Annotated in this window: 14 protein-coding genes and 1 riboswitch; of the genes, 7 read left to right on the forward strand and 7 right to left on the reverse strand. The window is 45.5% G+C overall.

All coding sequences use genetic code 11. From position 1 onward, the window contains the following. Positions 1-42: 42 nt before the first annotated feature. From ppc to AC2UZJ_RS04505, 3 genes are read left to right on the forward strand one after another with little or no spacing between them, the layout of a single operon-like run. A complete protein-coding gene (ppc, locus tag AC2UZJ_RS04495) occupies positions 43-2,847 on the forward strand; it encodes a phosphoenolpyruvate carboxylase (RefSeq protein ID WP_486948914.1) in 2,805 nt (934 codons plus the stop codon). An 11-nt stretch (positions 2,848-2,858) separates the two neighbouring features. Beyond that, positions 2,859-4,106, forward strand: a complete 1,248-nt coding sequence (locus AC2UZJ_RS04500) for a class I SAM-dependent methyltransferase (protein ID WP_486948915.1) — start codon at positions 2,859-2,861, stop codon at positions 4,104-4,106. 6 nt (positions 4,107-4,112) lie between these two features. Further along, on the forward strand, positions 4,113-5,030 hold the full coding sequence (locus tag AC2UZJ_RS04505; protein WP_486948916.1) for a DMT family transporter: 918 nt from the start codon (positions 4,113-4,115) through the stop codon (positions 5,028-5,030). On the opposite strand, the gene AC2UZJ_RS04510 is transcribed toward AC2UZJ_RS04505, so the two are convergent. Together AC2UZJ_RS04510 and AC2UZJ_RS04515 are read right to left on the reverse strand one after the other, a co-directional pair. Further along, positions 4,963-6,156, reverse strand: coding sequence for a tRNA nucleotidyltransferase/poly(A) polymerase-related protein (locus tag AC2UZJ_RS04510; protein ID WP_486948917.1), 1,194 nt, complete (start codon positions 6,154-6,156; stop codon positions 4,963-4,965). The genes AC2UZJ_RS04505 and AC2UZJ_RS04510 overlap by 68 nt on opposite strands. After that, positions 6,153-8,135 carry a lytic transglycosylase domain-containing protein gene (locus AC2UZJ_RS04515; RefSeq protein ID WP_486948918.1) on the reverse strand — a complete coding sequence of 661 codons (1,983 nt, stop codon included), beginning with the start codon at positions 8,133-8,135 and terminating at the stop codon, positions 6,153-6,155. The genes AC2UZJ_RS04510 and AC2UZJ_RS04515 overlap by 4 nt, the downstream gene beginning before the upstream one ends. 33 nt (positions 8,136-8,168) lie before the next feature. On the opposite strand from AC2UZJ_RS04515, the gene AC2UZJ_RS04520 reads away from it, so the two are divergent. Continuing rightward, positions 8,169-8,789: a 5-formyltetrahydrofolate cyclo-ligase gene (locus AC2UZJ_RS04520; RefSeq protein ID WP_486948919.1), complete on the forward strand. Its 621-nt coding sequence runs from the start codon at positions 8,169-8,171 to the stop codon at positions 8,787-8,789. A 12-nt stretch (positions 8,790-8,801) separates the two neighbouring features. Here the strand turns inward: AC2UZJ_RS04520 and metF are convergent, their stop codons facing one another. The 4 genes from metF to metK form a co-directional block, all read right to left on the reverse strand. Continuing rightward, the gene (gene metF, locus AC2UZJ_RS04525; protein ID WP_486948920.1) at positions 8,802-9,638 is read right to left on the reverse strand and encodes a methylenetetrahydrofolate reductase [NAD(P)H]; all 837 of its coding nucleotides are present in this window, start codon (positions 9,636-9,638) and stop codon (positions 8,802-8,804) included. A 33-nt stretch (positions 9,639-9,671) separates the two neighbouring features. After that, positions 9,672-10,019: a phage holin family protein gene (locus AC2UZJ_RS04530; RefSeq protein WP_486948921.1), complete on the reverse strand. Its 348-nt coding sequence runs from the start codon at positions 10,017-10,019 to the stop codon at positions 9,672-9,674. A 33-nt stretch (positions 10,020-10,052) separates the two neighbouring features. After that, a complete protein-coding gene (gene ahcY, locus AC2UZJ_RS04535; protein WP_486948922.1) occupies positions 10,053-11,453 on the reverse strand; it encodes an adenosylhomocysteinase in 1,401 nt (466 codons plus the stop codon). Between the two features lie 76 nt (positions 11,454-11,529). Further along, positions 11,530-11,612, reverse strand: a riboswitch (S-adenosyl-L-homocysteine riboswitch). A gap of 29 nt (positions 11,613-11,641) precedes the next feature. Continuing rightward, positions 11,642-12,805, reverse strand: coding sequence for a methionine adenosyltransferase (gene metK, locus AC2UZJ_RS04540; RefSeq protein ID WP_486948923.1), 1,164 nt, complete (start codon positions 12,803-12,805; stop codon positions 11,642-11,644). A 230-nt stretch (positions 12,806-13,035) separates the two neighbouring features. On the opposite strand from metK, the gene AC2UZJ_RS04545 reads away from it, so the two are divergent. Genes AC2UZJ_RS04545 through AC2UZJ_RS04555 form a run of 3 tightly spaced genes read left to right on the forward strand, consistent with a single transcriptional unit; the run spans position 13,036 to position 15,549 of the window. Further along, the gene (locus AC2UZJ_RS04545) at positions 13,036-13,890 is read left to right on the forward strand and encodes a lysophospholipid acyltransferase family protein (protein WP_486948964.1); all 855 of its coding nucleotides are present in this window, start codon (positions 13,036-13,038) and stop codon (positions 13,888-13,890) included. 11 nt (positions 13,891-13,901) lie between these two features. Then, positions 13,902-14,564 (forward strand): DUF484 family protein, encoded by a 663-nt coding sequence (locus tag AC2UZJ_RS04550; RefSeq protein ID WP_486948924.1) that lies wholly within the window; start codon positions 13,902-13,904, stop codon positions 14,562-14,564. Continuing rightward, positions 14,557-15,549 (forward strand): site-specific integrase, encoded by a 993-nt coding sequence (locus AC2UZJ_RS04555; RefSeq protein ID WP_486948925.1) that lies wholly within the window; start codon positions 14,557-14,559, stop codon positions 15,547-15,549. The genes AC2UZJ_RS04550 and AC2UZJ_RS04555 overlap by 8 nt, the downstream gene beginning before the upstream one ends. Here the strand turns inward: AC2UZJ_RS04555 and AC2UZJ_RS04560 are convergent. Continuing rightward, positions 15,539-16,489, reverse strand: a complete 951-nt coding sequence (locus AC2UZJ_RS04560) for a metal ABC transporter solute-binding protein, Zn/Mn family (RefSeq protein ID WP_486948926.1) — start codon at positions 16,487-16,489, stop codon at positions 15,539-15,541. The two genes, AC2UZJ_RS04555 and AC2UZJ_RS04560, sit on opposite strands and share 11 nt — an antisense overlap. Between the last annotated feature and the right edge of the window lie 59 nt (positions 16,490-16,548).

The following is a 16,548-nucleotide window of genomic DNA, read 5'->3' on the forward strand; positions in this document are numbered from 1 at the left end:
TCATAATAGACCATTATAAGTAATAATTACGGAGATATTTTCATGCAAGCCAACAGCTCTTCCACAAACCTGCCGCCACTGCGCCAAGATATCCGTATGTTAGGCAAACAATTGGGCGATGTAGTGCTCAGACAGGAAGGTGAAGATGTATTTCAAATGATTGAACAGCTCAGACGTGCTGCAGTACGCTTTAGACGTGAACAGGAGCGCAGCCAACTCGACGAGCTAGAGCAACAAATCCCGAGGCTTTCAGATCAGCAAGCGCGCGCTGTTGCCCGTGCTTTTACTTATTTCTTACATTTATCAAATATTGCTGAAGATCATACACTCAGTCAAAAATGGGCGCAGCCAGATCATGATATAGAACCTGAGTCTCTAGAGTACACCCTTAAGTTCTTATTAAAAACCTATGCACCTAACGATATTGTGGGTTTAATAACACACGCTTGTATTATGCCTGTGCTAACCGCGCACCCAACAGAAGTACAACGTCAAAGCACCCTAGCTTTACATCAGTCTATTGCTGAAACCTTAGCAAAAGTGCAAGCTAGCCACCTATCAGCGCAACAACAAAAACAATTAACTCTGCGCTTAGAAGGTCTTATCAGTACGCTTTGGCAAACTCGCTTATTACGTCAACACACGCTGACCGTGGAAGACGAGATTGATAATGCGCTGGCTTATTACAAACACACGTTTCTAGACGTTATTCCTCAACTGTATACGGATTTAAACGATTTATTGATTGAGCACGGAGCGCAAACACCTGCGGTCTTACCTGATTTTTTACGTATGGGCAGTTGGATAGGTGGAGATCGTGATGGTAACCCAAATGTAGATGCACAAACATTAGAAAAAGCCTTACAACGCCAATCCAGTGTGTTGATGAGCTATTACTTAGATGAAATCAAAGCTTTAGGTACTGAACTCTCTTTAGCAGAGTCTTTTAGCCGCTTAACTCCCGAACTACTGGCTTTATCTGCTCGCAGCGAAGATCACTCCGAACATCGCGTTGATGAACACTACAGACGAGTTTTTATTCATATTTATGCGCGCATAGCGGCTACAGCAAAACAGTTAACAAACAAAAACCTAGCCACGCATACTACTTATTTAGCCCCTGCCTATGAGACAGCCGCCGATTTTTTAGCGGATCTGCAATGTGTAGTAGATGCTTTAAACCAAGACAATAACCAAGCCATTGTCAATTTACGTCTGAGTCAATTAACTCAAGCGGTGAATGTATTTGGTTTTCATCTAGCCACGGTAGACTTGCGCCAAAGCTCTGATGTGCATGAACGGGTACTCAATGAACTGCTGCAAGCGGCCAACGTCACGATCAGTGGTCGTCCAGTGCAATACAGCCAGCTTTCTGAAAGTGATCGTATTACCGTACTGCGCGCAGAATTAGCTGAAACTCGCCCCCTCGCTTCTCCTTGGTTGAACTACTCACCTGAAACGGAAAAAGAACTGGCGATTTTACGTATGGCGGCTCAATGTAGAAAACGTTATGGGACTCGAGCCATAGAACAGTACATTGTGTCACACACAGAAAGCCTGAGCGATCTCTTAGAGGTTCTAGTATTACAACAAGAAAGTGGCTTAATTACGCCGGGTATGCACGATGGTTTAGCCTCAGGACTCATGGTAGTGCCCCTATTTGAAACCATTCCTGATTTGCAATGCGGCCCAGACATCATGGCGCAATGGCTGGATCTACCAGAAGTACGTGCTCGTGTTAAACATGCTCAACACGGTGTACAAGAAGTGATGTTGGGCTACTCAGATAGCAATAAAGACGGTGGCTATCTCTGTTCCAACTGGTCTTTATATCAAGCTGAACGTGAATTAGTACAGGTATTTACTGAACGCAATACGCGCTTGCGTCTATTTCATGGTCGAGGTGGTTCTGTTGGCCGAGGCGGTGGCTCTAGTTTTGATGCGATTTTGGCGCAACCTCAAGACAGCGTAAATGGTCAAATTCGTCTAACAGAGCAAGGGGAGATGATACAAAGTCGCTACAAAGAACCTGAGATAGGACGTTGGCATTTAGACATGTTTGTCTCAGCCACTTTACAAGCCACGGGTGCTAACCCAGAAACTCAGCGTGAAAGCATAAATATAGAGCGCTACGGTGAAGTGATGCAGTTTTTATCTACTCAAGCTCAAGACGCCTACCGCGATTTAATCTATAACACCGAAGGCTTTAGTGATTATTTCTTTAGCGCTACCCCCATACTAGAAATTGCCGGTTTAAATATTGGTTCTAGACCGGCCTCGCGTAAGCCCAATCAGCGCATTGAAGATTTACGAGCTATTCCGTGGAGTTTCTCTTGGGCACAATGTAGACTTCCCATACCGGGTTGGTATGGTGTAGGCAGTGCGATTCAGGCTTATTTAGATCAAGGCATGGCAAGTCAATCAATGAATGCAGAACAACGTTTAGCATTACTACAAGAAATGGCAACAGACTGGCCTTTTTTCCGCACACTTCTCTCTAATATGGAGCAAGTCTTAGCCAAAACCGACTTAGATATTGGTTATCAATATTCACGCCTATTAAGTGATCAAAACATAGCCGATAGGATTTTCAACCGCATCAAAACCGAATTTGAATTAACTTTAGCGCTTTTCCGTCAAATCACAGGCTACGATTTATTAGATCAGCAGCCTGAGCTTAGCGCCGCTCTTAATGAACGCTTTGCTTATATTGATCCGCTAAACTATTTACAAGTCGAGCTACTGCGTCGTCATCGCCAAGAGCAAAACTCAGACCAAAGTTCTAATCAATCTGCTATACACATAACAATTAATGGTATAGCTGCTGGTTTACGCAACTCAGGTTAATTGATTTAATCATGTCAAATTCCTTGTCTACTCCCCTTTTACACTCCCCACTATACCCAAACGGCTTACCCGCTTTAGAAAGTGAATTACTACCTGTTTTAGACAGTAATCACGCTTACCTCACCCAGCTAATCCATGATAACCACGGTTTTTTACCTTATGAGCAATGGATGCAGGCTGCTTTATATGCCCCTGAGGTAGGCTATTACAGTGGAGGCAGTACAAAATTTCATGTTGAAGGGGATTTTACGACCGCACCAGAACTGTCACCTTTGTTTGGGCAAAGCTTAGCTACACAAATACAACAGGTATTACAACAGTGTGAAGTCAGCTCTGCAGGCCGCCCCACTGTGTTGGAATTTGGTGCAGGCTCAGGTGCTTTGGCGGAGTCTTTACTTATTGCTTTGGCGGATCTTGGCTTAACAAATATCAATTATTTTATTTTAGAGCTCTCCCCATCCTTGCGTGCCAGACAACAGCAACGTCTGGCACGCTTTGCTGATCAGGTGCAATGGTTAGATGAATTGCCTACGGATTTCGTTGGTTGCGTGATTGCCAATGAAGTCTTAGATGCCATGCCTGTGCATCTGGTGCAACGCCATCAGGCCAGCGAAATTTTAGAGCTGGGCGTTAGCCTAAACAGTACGCCAAACCATCAAGGGCCTTCACCTTTTGTATTAACAGCTAGACCTGCCACGGGAGCGCTATTAGACATCGCTAACCAACGTCTACCCACCATTTCAGGCTATAGATCAGAAATCAATCTGCGCGCCGAAGCGTGGATACGTGAAATGGGCGTTTGGTTAAAACAAGGAGCGGCTTTTTTAATTGATTATGGTTTTCCGGCGCGTGAGTTCTATCATGAACAGCGCAGTACGGGTACTTTAATGTGCCACTTTAGGCACTTTGCGCATGACGAATCGTTAATTTTAGCCGGCCTACAAGATATTACAGCCCATGTGGATTTTACGGCGATGGCCGATGCCGCCTTAGAAGGTGGGCTTGATGTGCTAGGCTATATTTCTCAAGCCCACTTTTTAATGAATTGCGGTATAACGCAGCACCTAGAGCAGTTACACACGCTATTAGATATGCAAAACCCCGAGCATGTACAAAGCTGGAGCCAACAAGTATCGGCTGTACAAAAGCTCCTTTCAGAAGCTGAAATGGGTGAATTGTTTAAAGTGCTGGCCATAGGTAAAGAGATTTCCCCACCTTTAATTGGTTTTATGATGCGCGACAGACGCGATTTTCTGTAGGTTTTTATGAGTTATTCAATTCCTAGCCAATCTTTTGCTAGACATATTGCTATTTTATTGCTGCTAGGGGTGGGCTGCACCTTTGCTAGTGCTCATATTGCTGCGCGCATTTCCTTTGATCATGGCACCGGTTTACTAACGGCGGTGGTCTTTAGATCAGCCCTTAGTTTGACTCTGCTGGCTATTATTGCTCTGTGGTCTAGACAGAGCCTACTTATTAGCTGGCGCCTTGGCCCTTGGCAGCTGGCCTTGGGTTTAATGATTGCCATTCAAAGCATCAGCATTTACTCAGCGGTGTCACGCATACCGGTAGGTATTGCCTTATTAGTGGTAAACACCTTTCCGGCCCAGCTGGCTATGATTACTTGGGCTTTTGGTGGTAAGCCTCCCACGCGTAAAACGGCCATTTTAATGGGAGTTATTTTAATTGGTTTATTACTGGCTTTGGATATACCTAGCTTATTAGAAACCGACGTAGATAATTTGCAGCAGTGGATAATTGGAATTAGCTTTGCTCTTTTAGCAGCCTTCGCTTTTGCCATTGGCCTTTGGGTAACAGAGCATAAATTAAAAACCATCAAAGGCAGCGCGCGTAGTTTTTACACCATGCTCACTGTGTTAATCCTGTCATCGGTGGCGGGCACCTTTGGGGTTATCCCTGGGGGCTTGGCTTTGCCAGTAGATGGTTTGGGTTGGGCTATGTTGCTCTTACTGAGCAGCTTGTACGCTACCGGTTTCATCACACTTTTTATGCTGGCACCCCGCTTAAATTTAGGTCAAAATGCTCCAGCTATGAACATTGAACCCATTGCTTCTTTAGCTTTAGGGTGTCTAATACTGGGGCAACAGCTCAACTTCATACAGATGATTGGGGGTGTGGTGGTAGTGAGCTGCATTGTGGCGTTTTCGTATACGAAGAAATAGCAGCAACCCGTGCAGCCCACACGGCATCAGGGATTTGCTTCGCTTCCCCTTTGGCAGCGCAGGCTTTGGCGATGGCACCAGCGTCTACTGAAGCGAAGGCAACAGCATAAGCCGACCAGTCATAGTTCATAGCAACAATACAATCTGCTGCTGCTAATAATAATGTGAAGCGTTCGGGACGGCGTAACACATCGCAGCGTTGTAGTAGCTCAGCGATGGCTTCGATACTTTGAGCTTGTGCACTTTGCGCCACAAACTGCGGCAATAAACGGGCTAAATCCTTATAAGATGTGGGTGCACGTAAATGATCAGCGATTTCGGCGGGTTCAGGACTTTGATAGCACAATAAGGCAAAAAGCTGCTCAGTCTTCAAGCCTCGCTCTACCCCACACTGCACGGCTTGTGTAACGGCATCATTAATTAGTAGCGACGGTATTACGCGTTCTAAGGCTCCGCTTTCAGCCATCACTGTGATCATACGCATCGGGTGTTGAGTGTTTAGCCCTTTCTGCAGCTCTTGCCACACGCGCTCTGACACTAAGGCATCCACCTCGCCATTATGCACTAGCTGCTGGGCTAGCTGCATGGTATTAGGCGCGATACTGAAATCATAAAAACGTGCCGCAAAACGCGCTAAACGCAGCAACCGTACTGGATCTTCTACAAAAGCACCATTGATATGCTGCAAGGTGCGCGCTTGTAAATCCTCATAACCATTTAACGGGTCATGCAACTGCCCCCTAGCATCTATGGCCATGGCATTGATGGTGAGATCACGCCGTGCCAAGTCATCAGCTAAGGTGACGTCTGTGCCTGTGTAAAAAGTAAAGCCCTGATAACCTCGTCCAGATTTACGCTCTGTACGTGCCAAGGCAAACTCTTCCTTCGTTTTAGGGTGTAGGAACACCGGAAAATCACCGCCCACCGGGATAAAACCACGCGCTGACATCTGCTCAGGCGTGGCTCCTACTACCACCCAGTCGCGATCACCTGCCGGCAGCTCTAAGAGCGCATCACGTACCGCGCCCCCCACCACGTAGCAATCCAAACCGTTAAGCAATGGATCGGGGGGTGTAGGCAATAACGCGCTTAAGCGCTGCTGTTGAGCGGGACTGAGGGTTATCAAGGCAGGGCTGTTCCTGAGTTTATAGTAGGAGAAATGGTACCTAAACGTTGTTTTAAAGACTGTGGCTGACCACTAAATACCATGGAGTAATAGGTGGCATTAGACAGTACATTTTTAACGTACAGACGGGTTTCAGTGAAAGGAATGGTTTCAGCAAACACCGCGCCCTCTACTGGCCCTTGTAAACGTGAACGCCAATTCAAGGGGCGTTTAGGGCCAGCATTATAACCAGCAGAAGCCAATACCTCAGAACCATTCAACTGATTGAGCACCATATTTAAATAGTTGGTACCTAATACGGTATTGACCTCAAAGTCATTCACCATAGAGGGCTTGAAGTCTTTCATACCGATTTTATTGGCGGTCCATTTGGCGGTGGCGGGCATCAGCTGCATTAAGCCTGAAGCGCCTACTCCAGAACGGGCATCCGTCATAAAACGGGATTCTTGACGAATTAACCCATAAACCCAAGCCGGATCTAAACCAATTAAACGCGCTTTTTCCGTCACACCACCCTCAAACGGTGCCACAAAACGCTGGCTAAAATCCACCTCATCTTTAGTTAATAAAGACGTATTTACCACCCTGTCATACACGTGGTGATTGCGGGCCAACTCGGCTGCCGCCCGTAATTGACGATCACTCATACCGCGTAAGGCATAACCCCACTCCGGGGTGGCTTCTGGGCGCCAGCCTAGCTTAAATAATTCCAAAGCTCTTAATAAATCCGGCCGATTTTGCACGTCTTGCATTTCTGCTTCTGCTACCGCTAGAGGGTTTGGCGGAATAGGAATGATACGTCCTAATTCCTCATTAGCCAACTGACCGTAGAAGTTTAAATCACTGGTAATGGATTCGAAAGCCGCTTGCGCTTGCGCTTTGTGACCTAAGGCATCTAGGGCTCGACCTTTCCAATACACCCAAACCGGCTCTGCAGCCTGACGCGGTGACATTTTATTAATGGCCTGCTCAACCATCTGCCAATTAATGGGGTACTGACGCAACTCGGCACGCACTTCCCAGGCATGGTTGTAATCCGTTTTTGGAGTAGTACCTGACTGCCTATACCAACGTGCGGCATCATTCTCCACACGTAAAGCTGGAATCAAACCAAACTGTCCCCACACCCAATTAATTTGATCTGCAGGTAGTTTATTTTTCCAATTTTGCTCTATGTATTGTGCTTGATTGGCTCTGTCATTTTGGCGAGCTAGGCGGGATAAGGCGAGTGTAACTAGCTCTATATCTGTGGGGCTATTTAGGTTAGGATTTTTACTGAGCCATGTGCGCGGTGACTCCATTAACTGGGTATACGCTTGCATTTGCTTAGCATCAAAAATAATGGCCGCCACCCGGCGCGCATTATTTAACTGCCCTTGCTCTAAATAAGAGCGCATTAAATCACGCACTCCTTCATAACTCACCGCTTCATCAGCCCACAATTGGTCTAATAACGTCCAGCAACTAGCTCCCGGCCTAAATTGATGCAATAAGCGCTCAGTGTCCAAAGGCTGTTGTGTCATGTGCATACCATAAGCGCTGGCACAACGCACTTGAGAATTGCCTAGATCAACCGGATTAAGTTGATTGATAAGTTTATAATCACCTCCCCGTGCTGCAGCAATAGCCCAGTCCCCTTTGAGACGCTGCGCTAGGTACTCATCATCGTATTCACGTAAGAACTGCCAAAGCTGATCGGAGGGCACAGGTTTTGTGGTGTCGTGTAGCTGCTGACGCAAATGCCAGTAGGCCGGATAAGCTCCTAATACCGGATCGGCTTTAGCTGGGGCAATGAGCTCTTGCACACGCCGCCAATTTTTGGCTTGCATGGCTGCACGTGCCTCTACCACCGCTTCTCGTGCCTTAGCTGGCACAGGTGCTGTTGAAGTTTCTGCGCCTACATGACTAAACAGCATCATGCCACTCAGTAAAGTAGTGCCTATAATGGTGTTTTTCTGATACCGTAACTGTAACAACATCGTTGAGCCCTTTATATAAATACCTATACGCCTATGTCACAAGATTATAACGACTTGCGCCAAACACTGATTCGTGTACGCGCCCAACAAGACTATAAACAAATGCAACGCAGCGCTTTATTAATGCGTGGCAGACTATTTACTTGGTTAAATGCGTATCGCAGCCGCTTAAAAGAATTAGGTCACAATAAACCGTTAAATATAGCTGCCTACAGCGCTTTAAAGTATGAGCCAGACTTAGCCCCATTGTTATGGCAGTGGGTGGAGGAAGAAGGATTAAATATCAGCCTACCTTGTGTGGTTGCAGAAAACAGCCCTTTAGTATTTAAACCGTGGGAAACAAACACTCCCATGAAAGCCGCCGCCTTTGGTGTACAAGAGCCTGATACGGATACGATTGCTCCTGATCCAGACATTATGCTCATACCCACTTTAGGTTTTACCCGCACCGGAGACCGTATTGGCTATGGCAAGGGTTACTATGACCGCACTTTAGCACAACTTAAAGAAAAAAATCATGAAGTGGTAACGATTGGCTTAGGCTGGGCTGTGGGCGATTTATCTACTTATAATTATACACCTGCTGAGCATGATCAGCCTCTGCATTCAGTACTTACCGATAAGGGCTGGGCTGTGCCCGCCCCCACGATCTAAAATAGCAAAGCGCTAAATAGAAAGATTGTTAACGATTTTCATGGTGGTTTCTGCCCCGTTTAAGGTGTAAAAGTGTAAGCTGGGCGCACCACCATCAAGTAGATCTTGTGATAGTTTACTAATCACGTCTAAACCAAAATCTCGAATAGAAGCGCGATCATCACCAAAATCGGCTAGGCGTAATCGAATCCAACGCGGCACTTCTGCGCCACACATATTAGAAAAGCGCAATAACTGTGTGGAATTTGTGATGGGCATAATTCCTGGCACTATGGGCACTGTAACGCCTGCTTTTTGTACGCGTTCCGCAAAGTTGAAATAGGCATCTGCATTAAAAAAATACTGCGTAATAGCCGCATTTGCGCCTTGATTCACTTTGTAAACAAAATGATCAATATCCTCTTGAAAAGAGGTGGCTTGGGGATGCATTTCCGGGTAAGCGGCCACTTCAAGATGGAAAGCATCACCGCTGTGTTCGCGTATAAACTTCACTAAATCACTGGCATAACGTAACTCACCCATATCCCCCCCCATACCGGAGGGTAAATCACCCCGTAGGGCCACTATGCGGGTAATACCTTTAGCTTGATAATCATCAAGCACTTCCGCAATATCAGCCTTCGTAGCACCAATACAAGATAAATGAGGGGCTACGTCAAAGCCTAGATTTTGTAAGATAGCAACTGCTTCGGTAGTACCCGAACGCGTGGAGCCACCGGCACCAAAAGTAACGCTCACATAACCCAAATCCAAAGCCATTAACGACTTAGCGGAGCGCACCAGCCTTTCTTGACCAGCGACATCACGTGGCGGGAAGAACTCAGCGCTAAACACTTTTTTTTCACTCATAGTCTTTCTATTGTAGTTGTAATTATATTTGTATTAATTGGTTGCTCCAGGGATTAGACCTGACAAAAGTGTGGCCACAATACTGTAGACTAATGCTCCCGCAAAGGCCCACCAAAAACCATGAACCTCAAAGCCTTTGAGCATTGAACCCGCAAACCAAAATACCAGAGCGTTGATAACCAAGAGGAATAACCCCAACGTTACTATCGTTAAAGGTAAGGTCAGCACAATTAACAGTGGCTTTAACAGCATATTTAATAAGCCTAATATAATGGCGGCGATTAAGGCCGAACCAAAACTGGCTACCGTAATACCAGGCAATACATAGGCCACTACTAACAGTGCTACTGCATTTAAAATCCAAACTAATAGTAAGGTCATAGCAACGCTCCTTTTTTATTGCGTCATTAATTATTAATAACGGTAATGATCCACTTTGAAAGGACCTTCTACCGGTACATTTATGTAAGCCGCCTGCTCTGCAGTCAACTCGGTTAAGTTCACACCTAATTTAGACAAATGCAGACGAGCTACCTTTTCATCTAAATGTTTAGGTAACACATAAACCTTACCACTTTCATAACGCTCACCGTGATTAAATAACTCGATCTGCGCAATGGTTTGGTTAGTAAAAGACGCTGACATCACAAAAGACGGGTGACCAGTGGCACAACCTAGGTTTACTAAACGGCCTTGAGCCAAAAGAATAATGCGCTTGCCATCAGGGAATATCACGTGATCGACTTGTGGCTTAATTTCTTCCCACTCTAAATCAGATAAAGACGCTACATCAATTTCATTATCAAAGTGACCAATATTACACACAATAGCTTGGTCTTTCATGCGCTCCATATGTGATCGATCGATTACATTGTAATTACCCGTGGCTGTGACGAAAATATCAGCTTTATCAGCGGCTTCTTCCATGGTCACGACTTTATAGCCTTCCATAGACGCTTGTAAGGCACAAATAGGATCGATTTCGGTGACCCAAACTTGAGCACGTAAAGCTTGTAGCGCTTGGGCACTGCCTTTACCCACATCACCAAAACCACATACCACAGCAATTTTACCGGCAATCATCACATCGGTCGCACGCTTGATGCCATCCACTAAGGATTCGCGACAACCGTACAGGTTATCGAACTTGGATTTAGTTACGGAATCATTGACGTTAATAGCGGCAAAGGCTAATTCGTCTTTTTTAGACATTTGATATAAGCGCATCACACCAGTAGTAGTTTCTTCGGTTACGCCTTTGATTTGTGCAAGGCGTGTGGAGTACCACGTGGCATCTTTTTGTAGCTGAGCACGAATACTGGCAAACATCACGGTTTCTTCTTCAGAACCCGGCTTATCCAACACAGAAAGATCTTTTTCCGCTTTGGCACCCAAATGCAACAACATAGTGGCATCGCCACCATCATCTAAAATCATATTGGCTTGCTCACCCGGCCAGTTAAAGATCTCATGGCAGTACTCCCAGTAATCCTCTAAGCTTTCACCTTTAATAGCAAATACCGGGATGTTGTTAGCAGCCATGGCCGCGGCAGCGTGGTCTTGGGTAGAGTAAATATTACAAGAGGCCCAGCGCACTTCAGCCCCTAAGGCTGTTAAGGTTTCAATCAGCACCGCCGTTTGAATGGTCATGTGCAAGCTACCCGCAATACGAGCACCCTTTAATGGTTGTGAGGCTGCATACTCTTCGCGCGTAGCCATGAGACCTGGCATTTCTGTTTCAGCAATGGCGATTTCTCGGCGGCCATATTCTGCTAAAGCAATATCAGCAATTTTGTAATCATTAAACGTAGACATAGATATAAAAAGCTCCATAAATCTTGCAGCAAAGCGTAGGCATAAAAAAAACGCTCACCCACTCTGATGCACAGAATAAAGGTGAGCGTCGTTTGTAACTGTATTAAATCTAAGCCTGGCTTAAGGTCTGTGCCTTAAGTCGCAACGCTCCTTAGAATTAATGTTTTTTAAAAATCGATTATATCTTATTAAACAGCCGCTCTTAAAGCCGCCGCTTTATCGGTGGCTTCCCACGTAAACTCCGGCTCACTACGGCCAAAATGGCCATAAGCCGCTGTTTTAAGATAAACAGGGCGCAATAAATCCAGCATTTGCACAATTCCACGCGGGCGTAAATCAAAATGCTCACGCACTAATAACGCAATATCATCGTCTGAAATAATACCGGTACCATTAGTATAAACGGTGATGTTAATAGGCTCAGCAACCCCTATGGCATAACTCACCTGCACCTCACACTGACGCGCTAAACCTGCTGCCACAATGTTTTTAGCCACATAACGTGCCGCATACGCCGCAGAACGATCTACTTTAGAAGGATCTTTACCTGAAAAAGCTCCACCGCCATGCGGGCAGGCGCCGCCGTAAGTATCTACGATAATTTTACGGCCTGTTAAACCGCAATCACCCTGAGGTCCACCTATAACGAACTTACCGGTAGGGTTAACTAAGTAACGCGTGTCAGCAGTGAGTAAACCTTCTGCAAAGGTGGGTTTGATAATTTCTTCAATCACCGCTTCTTTGATATCGTCTTGACTGATATCGGGATCATGCTGAGTAGATAATACTACCGTATCTACCGCAGCCGGCTGACCGTCTATATAGCGGAATGTTACCTGCGCTTTGGCATCAGGGCGCAACCAAGGCAGACGGCCATCTTTACGTAGCTCACTTTGGCGCTGCATCAAACGATGCGAATACCAAATAGGAGCTGGCATTAAATCAGGCGTTTCGTCGCAAGCAAAACCAAACATCAGGCCTTGATCACCGGCCCCTTGATTAATAAGCTCTTCGGGATCACGATCTACCCCTTGAGCAATGTCTGGTGATTGTTTATCGTAAGCCACTAATACTGCACAACTTTTATAGTCCAAGCCATAATCTGCATTGTCGTAGCCAATTTGCTGAATGGTATTACGCGCTACATCAATATAGTTTATGTTTGCAGTGGTGGTAATTTCACCCGCCAAAACCACTAGGCCGGTATTACACATAGTTTCTGCTGCAACGCGAGCATTGGGATCTTGCTCAAAAATAGCGTCTAAAATAGCATCAGAAATTTGATCCGCGATCTTATCTGGATGACCTTCAGAAACGGATTCAGAAGTAAATAGAAAATTATTATGTGCCACTGTCACATCCTGTAAAAGTTTAGTTTGTTAAATTAAATCAATGGCGTTGCACCACGGAAAAAGCCTAAACAAGACAGATCAGGGCGCGACGCTTTAGCGGTAATTTAGGGCTCTGTTAATCCAGAGCATCGCTCCGCAAGTTGTCGTTTAACTCAGCGATTCCCTCATTTTACGCAAAAATATGAGAAGATTCATCCTATATTGTCATTTACTTATATCATTACCTATATATCATGTTTTTGTTTTTCTTAAAAATACTAGCAAAACTGCCTTTACGATGTCTACATGGCACCGGACGATTCTTAGGTCTGTTAGTTTATTTACTGCCAGGCCGCTATCGCACTCGTATTCAGAAAAATGCTACCCAAGCAGGATACAGCAGCGCAGTTTTTGCCAGGCATGTGGCCGCAGAAACAGGGGCCATGATTTTAGAAACTCCAAAAGTCTGGTTAGACCCAGAGGCCTGCTTAGCAAAGTGTAGCTCAAACGACGAAGCGATTGTAGAAGCCGCACTAGCAGAAAACCGAGGGGTTTTGTATTTAACGCCTCATTTAGGTTGCTTTGAAATTACCGCTCGCGCGCTCATTAAACATGGTCCCATTACGGTTATGTTCAGACCACCACGCCAGCGCTTTATAGAGCCAGCTATGCAAGCCTCTCGTAACATGCCTGGCCTCCATGCAGTGCCTGCATCAGTACGCGGTATACGTGAATTTTTACGTGCACTTAAACGAGGAGAAGCGGTAGGTATGCTACCTGATCAAGTCCCCAGCAGCGGCGATGGTGTATGGGTACCTTTTTTTGGCAAAGCGGCTTACACCATGACCTTAGCAGCAAAACTAGCTCTACAAGCCGATGTGCCAGTAGTGCTCACCGCCGGCGAACGCTTGCCCAAAGGTCAAGGCTGGCGTATTCATTATTTACGTCTAACGCCACCCACTGAGCCCAATATTGATAATATGGTGGCAGCCATTAATGAAGCCATGGAGCAATTAATACAACGCTTTCCTGAACAGTACCTTTGGAGCTATAACCGGTATAAAATACCCCCAGAAGCTCCTGCTATTCCATCTTCTTTACAGTAGATACAACCCAAATGAACCCCTCCACTTTGCAGGCTGATGACATCGCCACCTTCCTAGAAAATAATCCCCGTTTTTTCTTAGAGCACGAGTATCTTTTAAGCTCACTGCAATTACCTCACCCGCGCTCTGATAAGGTCATTTCCCTAGCTGAACGGCAAACTTTGTATTTACGTAAACAAACACAAAAATTAGAAAAACAAATTACGCAATTTTTACAAAATGCGCGCGATAATGAACAAATCAGTAAATCGCTTTTAAACTGGACTTGTGATTTATTAGCTTTTAATGGTGGCGCCAAAGACGTTTGCAACTTCGTCACCAATAGATTAAAAAAACAATACGAACTTCAAGAGGTGCAGTTACGCTTTTGGGGGGAAAACCATCCTTTTTGTGTTTATGATTGCAAATCAAGCACTCAACAACGGGTACACAATTTAAACACCCCCTACACAGGGCCCGTCTCTGGACATGAGGCAGCCAGCTGGTTTGAACAAAGAAACACACTTGCCTCTATGGCTGTCATTCCTTTGTACCCGTCAGGTAGTCAAGAATGTGTAGGTGCTTTGGCCTTAGGCTCTACCTCAAGCACACGTTTTACTTATCATTTAGGTACTGATTTCTTAGAGGCTATGGGCCATATGATCATGGCATTACTAGCGCGATTTTATGAATAAAACCCCTAGAAACCTCACTACTGAAGCCGCGGTTTTACTCTGGTTAAAACACTTAACAGAGCAAGACTTAGCGGCCCACAGTATAGAAGCCTATGAGCGTGACATGAAGCATCTTATACGGCTCTACCCTTTGGATAGTCCAAAAAAATACGCTCGTAATCACTTGGAATTTGCCTTAGGGCAACTGCATGCTGAACGTATACAGCCGCGCAGCCTAGCCCGTATGTTATCAGCCTGGCGCAGCTTTTTTAATTGGTATAGTGAGCAATACCAAACGGGCTATAACCCTACCCTAGGCGTACAAGCTCCTTATGGGCATTACCCTGATCCAGAAATACTATCTATAGAACAAACGGAGCGGCTCTTAAATTTCACAGCAAATACCACAGACCCAGTGGCTATGCGCGATCAAGCCATTTTTGAATTGTTATACTCCAGCGGTTTACGCTTAGCGGAAATTATTGCGCTGGATATACAAGACTTTAACGAAACCACCCCAAAATACACTTCGGCTGGCTGGATAAACATGGCAGCACAAGAGGTGGAAATACACGCCTCTGAACACCGTCAACGCACAGTCCCTATGGGTAGTAAAGCCATAGCCGCCTTAGAAAACTGGCTACAACAACGCCATCAACTGCTTAAGTCGGAACTACTGCTTGACCCCAGCACAGACTGGGATAGCTTTGCTGCTTTGTTTTTAGGGGTACGTGGCCAACGTATTAGCCCGCGTGTTATTCAAAAACAGCTTTCATTACGAGCCAAAGAGGTGGGCATTAAAACAGCCGTCTATCCGCACCGGCTACGCAACAGTTTTGCGAATCATCTCTTAGAGTCATCACGTGATACCCAAGGGGTACAACAGCTTTTAGGGCATGCCACGATTAGCTCCACCCAAAGTCTCAGTCAGCTGAACCCAGAACAATTAGCGCAATTTATGCAAGCCCACCCTCGTCACAAAAAACCCGACAGTTCTAATGACTAAGTGCCTCCAGTATGGCTTCAGCATTCCAACGCATCATGCCCAAATAGGTATCTGCCGGATGTGGACTCTTTGCTAAAGCATCAGAATACAACTTTTTACCCACAACGGCTCCTGTTTCACGTGCAATTTGCTCTACTAATTTCGGACTAGAAATATTTTCTATAAACACTGCCTGCACGTGATTAGTGCGCATATAAGTAATTAAATCAGCAAGCTCTTTGGCTGAGGGTTCCGCTTGGTTTGATGCACCCAATAAAGACAAGAATTCAACACCATAAGCTTGACCTAAATAACTAAACGCATCATGGGAGCTCACCACGGAACGCTTATGCGGCGGTAAGGATTTAAATTTCTCTAAGAGCTCAGTATGCAGCGCTTGCATGGATTTTTCATACTCTGCCGTGCGTTGCTGATAATACACTTTATTTTCAGGATCAATGCGTTTGAGCGCATCATAAATCGTATGCACATATAACTGTGCATGCTCTAAGCTTTGCCAGGCATGCGGATCAAACACCCCATGATCGTGATCGTCATGGCTGTGATGATGCGCATACTCTGAAGTCTCAATATGACTATGATCGTCTTCATACGCTCGCAAAGGTACCCCTTCGCTGGCTTCTATAATCTCGCCCTCATAGCCCGCCGCTTGTATAAGCTTAGGGAGCCACGCTTCGAATTGCACTCCATTAATAATTAACAAATCTGCATCTTGTAAGTTTTGAGCATCGCTAGGCCTAGGCTCAAAGCTATGTGCGTCACTCTCTGGCCCCACGATTGTTACCGCTTCAACCTTATCCCCGCCCACCTGTTGTACTAAGTCATTTAGGATGGAAAAACTGGTGACCACTTTTAAAGGAGCTGCTAGGGATAAGCTTGCAGCTAAACTAAAAAATACGCCTACTACGGTATTTCTTAATATGTTTAATGATTTATTCATCAAGATGTTGCGCGAGATACCCCGTCATTTATGGCGGGGAGGGATAGCGCGTTGGCGTA

The sequence above is a fragment of the Paenalcaligenes sp. DL 309 genome, from assembly GCF_057475285.1.